General features: G+C 69.9%; 6 protein-coding genes. 1 reads left to right on the top strand and 5 read right to left on the bottom strand.

What is annotated here, in order from left to right:
- Window positions 1-208 precede the first annotated feature (208 nt).
- Genes ACFC79_RS28460 through ACFC79_RS28440 form a run of 5 tightly spaced genes read right to left on the bottom strand, consistent with a single transcriptional unit; the run spans window position 209 to window position 5,626 of the window.
- Window positions 209-1,519 (bottom strand): DUF58 domain-containing protein, encoded by a 1,311-nt coding sequence (locus ACFC79_RS28460; protein ID WP_376245667.1) that lies wholly within the window; start codon window positions 1,517-1,519, stop codon window positions 209-211.
- 10 nt (window positions 1,520-1,529) lie between these two features.
- Window positions 1,530-2,531, bottom strand: coding sequence for an AAA family ATPase (locus ACFC79_RS28455; RefSeq protein WP_376245665.1), 1,002 nt, complete (start codon window positions 2,529-2,531; stop codon window positions 1,530-1,532).
- Window positions 2,528-3,736 carry a DUF4350 domain-containing protein gene (locus ACFC79_RS28450; protein ID WP_376245662.1) on the bottom strand — a complete coding sequence of 403 codons (1,209 nt, stop codon included), beginning with the start codon at window positions 3,734-3,736 and terminating at the stop codon, window positions 2,528-2,530. Before ACFC79_RS28450 ends, ACFC79_RS28455 begins: the two co-directional genes overlap by 4 nt.
- On the bottom strand, window positions 3,733-4,419 hold the full coding sequence (locus ACFC79_RS28445; RefSeq protein WP_376245659.1) for a DUF4129 domain-containing protein: 687 nt from the start codon (window positions 4,417-4,419) through the stop codon (window positions 3,733-3,735). Before ACFC79_RS28445 ends, ACFC79_RS28450 begins: the two co-directional genes overlap by 4 nt.
- A 4-nt stretch (window positions 4,420-4,423) precedes the next feature.
- Complete coding sequence (locus tag ACFC79_RS28440) at window positions 4,424-5,626, bottom strand: glycerophosphoryl diester phosphodiesterase membrane domain-containing protein (RefSeq protein WP_376245656.1); 1,203 nt, start codon at window positions 5,624-5,626, stop codon at window positions 4,424-4,426.
- 140 nt (window positions 5,627-5,766) lie between these two features.
- On the opposite strand from ACFC79_RS28440, the gene mtnA reads away from it, so the two are divergent.
- Window positions 5,767-6,912: an S-methyl-5-thioribose-1-phosphate isomerase gene (gene mtnA / locus ACFC79_RS28435; RefSeq protein ID WP_376245653.1), complete on the top strand. Its 1,146-nt coding sequence runs from the start codon at window positions 5,767-5,769 to the stop codon at window positions 6,910-6,912.
- Window positions 6,913-6,916 lie beyond the last annotated feature (4 nt).

Genomic DNA, 6,916 nt, shown 5'->3' with positions numbered 1-6,916 from the left:
GCCGATGGTACTGCAGGGGGGACCCTGTGGGAGAGTAGGTCGCCGCCGGACTCCTTTTGTGGGAAGCCCCGTGCCCTTGTGGCACGGGGCTTTTCTGCGTTTCAGGGCCCTTCCCCGCTCGGGGAAGGGCCCTTCTTTTATTCATGAGGGGAGGCTCTTGTTTCTCGAAGGGCAGGCGGGAGCGTCCTTAGGCCGTTGGTGAATGAGGTCAAAGGCGGCCTTCCCGCTTGAGGGCCAGGTAAGCATCGGCGAGAGCCGGAGCGAGGTCGTCCGGAGCAGCATCGACGACCAATGCGCCGTGGCGCCTCAATGCGTCTGCGGTACGAATCCGCCGTGCCTGCGCCTGGGTGCCGGCTGCCGCCTCGTAGACCGCATCCACTGTGCCTCTTGCCGCCGTCATCTTCTTGATGTGCGGGTCCGCCACTGAAGCCACCAGCACGGTATGGCGCTGTGTCAGCCGGGGCAGGACCGGTAGCAGCCCCTCTTCCACGGGCGTCGCGTCCAGGCCCGTGAGAAGCACGATCAAGGAGCCACGAGGCGCGTTGGCAAGGGCGGCAGCGCTGAGAGCCCGGGCATCTGTTTCCACCAGCTCCGGTTCGATCGGCGCCAACGCGTTCACCATGGCCGCGAGAACCTCTCCGGCAGCCTTGCCCTGGACGCGGGCGCGGAGTTGGCGGTCGTGGGCGAGCAGGTCCACACGGTCACCCGCACGAGTGGCGAGCGCGGTGAGGAGCAAGGCCGCATCCAACGCCGCATCGAGGCGCGGTACGTCCCCTACACGGCCTGCCGAGGTGCGGCCGGTGTCCAGGACGACAAGGATGTGGCGATCGCGCTCCGGCCGCCATGTGCGCACCGCGACGGCGGATTGGCGTGCCGTCGCGCGCCAGTCGATGGACCGGGTGTCGTCGCCGGGAACGTAGTCACGCAGGCTGTCGAATTCTGTGCCTTCGCCCCGCGTGAGCGCACTGGTGCGGCCGTCGAGTTCCCGCAGCCTGGCGAGACGCGACGGCAGGTGCTTGCGACTGGTGAAGGGCGGCAGGACGCGTACCGTCCACGGGACGACGTGACTGCCCTGGCGGGCCGCGAGTCCCATAGGCCCGAATGAGCGGACGGTGACCCGCACGGCTCGACGGTCGCCGCGTCGTGTCGGCCGCAGAGACGTGGTCAGACGGCGGCGCTCTCCCGCCGGGACCGTCAGAGCGTGACGGGACGCGGTTCGGTCCTTCCCGGCGGGCCAGCTGCTGGGCGGCCAGGCATCGCGAAGGTGTGCCCGAAGGCGTCGACGGGAGGGATTGGTTACGGTGAGTTGCACCTCGGCAGTCTGGCCCAGTCGAACGGATGTATCACCGGATCGGGTGAACTGGAGCGTTCGCACTGGTGCAGCCAGGGCATAGTCGCACAGAATTGCCAGGGAAAGCGGTGCGTTGACTGCGAGCATGCCAGTCCAACTGGGCGCCAGGATGCCTACGGGGAGTGATCCCAGAGCGGCCAGGAGGGCGGTGCGTCCGGTAAGGGCCACGGTCAGCGCCTCATCGGGGTACGGGGACGTGGGCGAGGACTGAAGTGATGACGGAGTCGGGCGTGACTCCTTCCATTTCAGCCTCGGGCCTCAGATGGATGCGGTGGCGGAGTGTGGGGAGCGCGAGAGCTTTCACGTCATCCGGAATGACGTAGTCGCGGCCGGTGAGCCAGGCCCAGGCACGAGCGGTCGACAGCAGAGCGGTGGCGCCTCGAGGGGAGACACCGAGGGAGAGTGAGGGGGATTCGCGCGTGGCACGACAGACATCGACGACATAGCCGGCGATCTCGGAAGAGACCTTGGTGCGGGCGACCGCGTCACGAGCGGCTTCCAGATCGGCCGGTCCGGCGACGGGACGTATGCCCGCTGCGGTGAGGTCGCGCGGATCGAATCCCTGGGAATGACGCGTGAGGACACTGATCTCCTCGTCACGGGACGGCAAGGGCACCGTGAGTTTCAGGAGGAAGCGGTCCAGCTGGGCCTCGGGGAGAGGGTAGGTGCCCTCGTATTCGACGGGGTTCTGCGTGGCCGCAACGAGGAAGGGATCAGGCAGGGGACGAGGAATGCCGTCGACGGTTACCTGCCGTTCCTCCATTGCTTCCAGGAGGGAGGACTGCGTCTTGGGCGGCGTGCGGTTGATTTCGTCGGCGAGGAGGAGATGAGTGAAGACGGGACCGGGCTGGAAGGAGAACTCGGCGGTACGGGCGTCGTAGACCAACGAGCCGGTGACGTCGCTCGGCATCAGATCAGGTGTGAACTGGACGCGTTTGGTGTCGAGTTCCAGTGAGGCGGCAAGAGCGCGGACCAGGAGGGTCTTGGCCACGCCGGGAACGCCTTCGAGGAGCACATGGCCTCGGCACAGCAGGGCGACGACGAGCCCGGTGACCGCCGGGTCCTGGCCGACCACGGCCTTGGCGATCTCGGAGCGCAGTGCCTCCAGGGATGCGCGGGCCGTGTCGCCGTCCGCCGGGAAGTCGGTGGTTCCGGCGGACGCCGGGGGCGAGGCGCTCATGAAGTGCGTACCTCTCTTTCGAGGGTGTCGAGTAGATCTGCCAGTTGGACAAGTGCGTCGTCGTCGGACGGAGCGCTGCCGAAGAGAAGGGCGTGCAGGTCGCCGTTGAAGTCACCGAGGCGGGCGGAGACCGCAGGGACGAGCGCAACCGCGGAGTGAGCGTCGCGGGAGGAGACACCGACGAGGGAGGCGAGACGGAGACGAGAGGCGGAGCGCAGTGAGTCGGCGGCCCGGTCGCGGGCGTTGGCCTTGCGGTAGAGGCGGGCCCGGCCTTCGGCGGACTCGGAGGCTCGGACGGCGACAGGGAGCCGTTCCGTCACCAGAGGGCCCAGGCGGCGTGCGCGCCAGATGGCTGCCAGTACGGCAGCGCATGCGAGTTGCAGGGTGCCCCACAGCCAGCCCTTGGGGATCAGATCGGTGAAGCTGCGATCGGCTTGGCTGCCGTCGGTCTCGTCGTTTCCGGTGACAGCACCGCTGTCGGCAAGTGAGGGGAGGTACCAGACCAGATGTGGGCGGGAACCGAGAAGCTGCAGGGCGAGGGACGCATTGCCCTGATTGCCGAGCTGGGCGTTCTGAAGGAGGTCGGACGAACCGAGGAGAACCGTGTCCCCGGCACCTTGCTCGAACTGGAGCAGGGTGGGGAGTCCATCGCTCGGGAAACACGCAGCGGAAGCAGAGACGGTCGATGCGTAGCGGTAGCCGCCCGTTTCGATGGAACCGGCGCTGCGGGCCGCAGGCAGAGTGCACCGGGGGGCGCGGATCGATGTCGGGCCGACGGGATCTGCGCGGACGCCGGGGAGCAGCGTGCCCACGGAGGGCGGGCCCGGCGCGAGAAGGACGGTGCGGCCGGCCGAGTACGAGGTGCTGGCTCGGAGCCGGTCCTGCTGGTGGGCGGTCAGCAGATCGGGGGAGGTGACGAGCAAGGTGGTGTCGGGACCGACCTGGGCCGTGGCCGCGTCGAGGGTGGTGACGACGCGGACGGAGACGCCCCGCTCCTTGAGGAGCTCGGCGACCGCCCGGCTGCCGTTGCGGTCGGCGGAGCGCGGATCGAGGCGGCCGTGCTGGTCGCCGGAGCGCACGGTGGCCAGGGCGATTCCCGCGCCGACGAGTACGAGAAGGGCGAGCAACAGACCGCGTACGCGGGACCAGACCTGGCGAGGGGAGGCGGAAGTCGAGGTGGTGGGGACAACGGTGGCCTCGGTCATTCGGCCGCTCCCCGGGGCGTCGACGTCAGGAGCGGCTTCGCGGCCTCGAGATCGAGGTCCAGGGCTCGCATGGTCAGATATGCCTGCCGGTCCGTGACGCGCCCACCGTATGTGACGTCGTCGAACTCCCTGGCGGCGGCGCGGAGGCGTGTGGCCTGCGAGGGCAGTGGACGGGCGGCCTCGGCGGCGGCTTCGTCGGCGGTGCGTCCGGGGCGGGGGTCGAGCAGGGCGCGTTCCTCCAGCGAGCGGACGACGGCGCGCATGCGCTCCTGGACCGCTTCGTTCCAGCGGTGGGCGGCGGCGTGGGTCTCGGCGGCCGCCCGGTGTTCGGCAGCGGTGCGGGGGCTGTCGTCGAAGAGGGTGTCGGGGGAGCGCACGCCGCGATGTGGGGTACCCAACCGCCACCAGAGCGCGGCCACCAGTCCGACGGCCACCAGCGCCAGCACGACGAGGCCGACCGGGCCGCCCGGTGCCGCACCGGAGGCCGCGTTCAGGAGATCACCGATCCAGTCCCAGAGCTGGTCGAGGCCGCGCTGGAGGAGACTGGGGTCGTTCTCGTGGTACATCGGCTTGGACAACTCGTGCTCGGCGGCTTCGCGGGCAGGCACACGTGGAGTGTCCACCGGCACGTCGCCGCTCGCACGGATCAGCAACCGTGTTGTTGGTGCCCCCACCCCCGACACGGCATCAGCTCCCGTTGCCGTAGCCGGGCAGACCCGCTGCCCGGGCGAGTTCGAGGTCGAGGGCCTCGCGGCGGATGCGCTGATCGATGTAGAGCAGCGCCATCACACCGGCGGAGAGCGGGTAGGTGATCGTCGCGGTGATCACTTGGCCGATGCCGGAGATGATCAGGAACGACCAGCCGAATTGCGCGGAGCCGTCCGTGAAGAGCGAGCCGGCCCCGCCGCCGTCCACGGCCATCGCGATGACGGTGAACGGAATGGCGATGATCGTGGCCACGATGAGGGTCAGCAGCCAGGTGAGGGCCAGGACGCCGAAGGTCCGCCACCACGCGTTCCTCACCAGCTTCGCGGAACGGCGCATGGAGGCAGTGATCGACTGGCGTTCCAGCATGAGCGCCGGGGAGGCGAGGCAGAAGCGGACCATCAGCCAGAGTACGACGACGGCCGCGGCGAGGAAGCCGACGACGATGAGCCCGGCACCGGCCGTGGAACCGACCAGCAGGCCCGGCAGCAGTCCGATGGCCATGATCGCGGCGCTCATCAGGGCCAGCAGCAGTGTCAGGCCCAGCAACTGCGCGAGCCGGGGCCGGGCCTCGGCCCACGCGTCGGAGAGGGTCACCGGGCGGCCCAGCACCGAGCGACTGATCACCATGGTCAGCACGGATGTCGTGATGAGTGTGGCTATCAGCGTGATGAACGCGGACGGAATGCTGGTGACCAACGCGGACTGGGCGGAGTCGGCGCTCTGTCGGAGCGCTTCCGAGCCGGTTGCGTACGGATCGATCGTGGGCGGGGCCGGCAGCAGGAAACGTTGCACGAGAATCGTCGCGAGCTGGGCGACCACGGACACGGTCAATGTGATGCCGAGCACGGTGCGCCAGTGGGCACGCATCGTGGAGACCGCGCCGTCGAGGATCTCGCCGACGCCGAGTGGGCGGAGCGGGATGACGCCGGGCTTGGCCGCGAGGGGCGGCTGTCCCCAGCCGGGGCCCTGAGGTCCGCCGCCCCAGGCGGGAGCAGGGCCCGGTGCACCGGGCCCTGTGCCGGACGGGCCCGGTTGCGACCACTGCCCGGCCGGAGGCTGTGTGGGGGACCAGTGTGCTGCCGGGCCATTGCCGTCGACGGGCTGGGAAGGCCGGGGAACGTCCGCCCCCTGGTCCTCGGAGGGGGCGGATCCGGGCGAGGCCCAGCCCGGAGTGTCGTTCATTCTCGCTCCTTAACGGTGCTGTCCGCTCATCGGCACGGCAGGTTGGCAGCCATCGTGCCACGCGCAGCCCGGGCACGGGCCTGGCGCCGTATCTCCTCGGTGGCTTCATTTGCGGGCGGCTCACCGGGCAGACTGGGCGGATGGCTGATCAGGACGCGCAACCGCCGGTGGGCATGGAGCCTCCCGCGCTCTCCGTACTTCGCTGGGCCGAACCGCCGGAAGGCCCCGAGCTGGTGCTGCTCGACCAGACGCGGCTGCCGGCCGAGGAAGTCGATCTGGTGTGCACCGATGTGCCCGCGCTGGTGCGGGCGATTCGCTCGCTGGCGGTGCGCGGGGCGCCGTTGCTGGGGATCGCCGGGGGATACGGGGTGGCGCTCGCCGCCGCGCGGGGAGAGGACGTGGCAGCTGCCGCGGGGCTGCTGGAGGGGGCGAGGCCCACCGCGGTGAACCTCGGGTACGGAGTGCGACGGGTCGCGGGTGTGTACCGGGCCGCCATGGAGAAGGGGGCTGATCCCGCGCGGGCCGCCCGGGAGGCGCTCGCCGAGGCGAGGGTGTTGCATCGGGAGGACGCCGAGGCCAGTGCGCGCATGGCACGGCACGGGCTCGCGTTGCTGGACGAGCTGCTGTCGGGCGGCGAGCACCAGCTGCTGACCCATTGCAACACCGGGGCGCTCGTCTCGGGAGGCGAGGGCACCGCCTTCGCGGTGGCGCTCGCAGCACACCGGGAGGGGCGGCTGCGGCAGCTGTGGGTGGACGAGACGCGTCCGCTGTTGCAGGGGGCTCGGCTGACCGCCTACGAGGCGGCGCGCAACGGCATGCCGTACAGCCTGCTCACGGACAACGCCGCAGGCTCGCTCTTCGCCGCGGGAAAGGTGGACGCCGTGCTCATCGGGGCGGACCGCATCGCCGCGGACGGCTCGGTGGCGAACAAGGTGGGGAGCTATCCGCTGGCGGTGCTCGCGAAGTACCACCACATACCGTTCGTCGTGGTGGCGCCCACCACGACCGTGGACCTGGACACCGCGGACGGCGCGTCGATCATTGTGGAGCAGCGGAGGGGGAGCGAGGTGACCGAGTTCACAGCGCCGCAGGGCGGGGTGGGCGGAGACAAAGCCGGTGGCGTGTGTGTGGCGCCTGCCGGGACCACGGCGTACAACCCCGCGTTCGACGTGACACCGCCGGAGCTGGTCACGGCGATCGTCACGGAGGAGGGCGCAGTTTCCCCGGTCACCGGGACCGGACTGGCAGAGCTGTGTGCCAGGTCATCGCAGGTAACGATTAGCTAATGGG

It is taken from the genome of Streptomyces sp. NPDC056061 (genome assembly GCF_042266885.1).
Classification (GTDB): Bacteria; Actinomycetota; Actinomycetes; order Streptomycetales; family Streptomycetaceae; genus Streptomyces.
The sequence above is the reverse complement of the archived record's forward strand: the minus strand, read 5'-3'. Positions and strand labels throughout refer to the sequence as shown.

Excerpts from the sequence above, each read along its gene's own strand:
- ACFC79_RS28455 (WP_376245665.1), bottom strand. The coding sequence starts at position 2,531 with ATGAGCGCCTCGCCCCCGGCGTCCGCCGGAACCACCGACTTCCCGGCG.
- ACFC79_RS28450 (WP_376245662.1), bottom strand. The coding sequence starts at position 3,736 with ATGACCGAGGCCACCGTTGTCCCCACCACCTCGACTTCCGCCTCCCCT.
- ACFC79_RS28440 (WP_376245656.1), bottom strand. The coding sequence starts at position 5,626 with ATGAACGACACTCCGGGCTGGGCCTCGCCCGGATCCGCCCCCTCCGAG.
- mtnA (WP_376245653.1), top strand. The coding sequence starts at position 5,767 with ATGGCTGATCAGGACGCGCAACCGCCGGTGGGCATGGAGCCTCCCGCG.